This is a genomic window from uncultured Algibacter sp. (assembly GCF_947495675.1).
Classification (GTDB): domain Bacteria; phylum Bacteroidota; class Bacteroidia; order Flavobacteriales; family Flavobacteriaceae; genus Algibacter_B.
Window position 1 is genome coordinate 1 of the sequence record NZ_CANLZX010000122.1, and the last position, 207, is coordinate 207.

The 207-nt window shown below is 55.6% G+C and carries 1 protein-coding gene; it reads left to right on the top strand.

Translation table 11 applies throughout. From position 1 onward, the window contains the following. Window positions 1-13: 13 nt before the first annotated feature. On the top strand, window positions 14-207 hold a 194-nt coding region (locus Q0842_RS16420), incomplete at its 3' end, for a polymer-forming cytoskeletal protein (protein WP_366941139.1).

Sequence of the window (207 nt, forward strand, 5' to 3'; positions counted from 1 at the left end):
GCCACCATCGTCTTTGTCGACGGACCTGACAATCACCGGCAACATGAAGACAACGGGCGACATCCAAGTCGAAGGCATTGTAGAGGGCGACATCCGCGCCCACTTGCTGACTGTTGGTGAAACGGCCGTTATTAAAGGCGAAATCGTTGCTGACGACATCGTCGTCAACGGCCGCGTCATTGGTCGTGTACGTGGATTGAAGGTGCG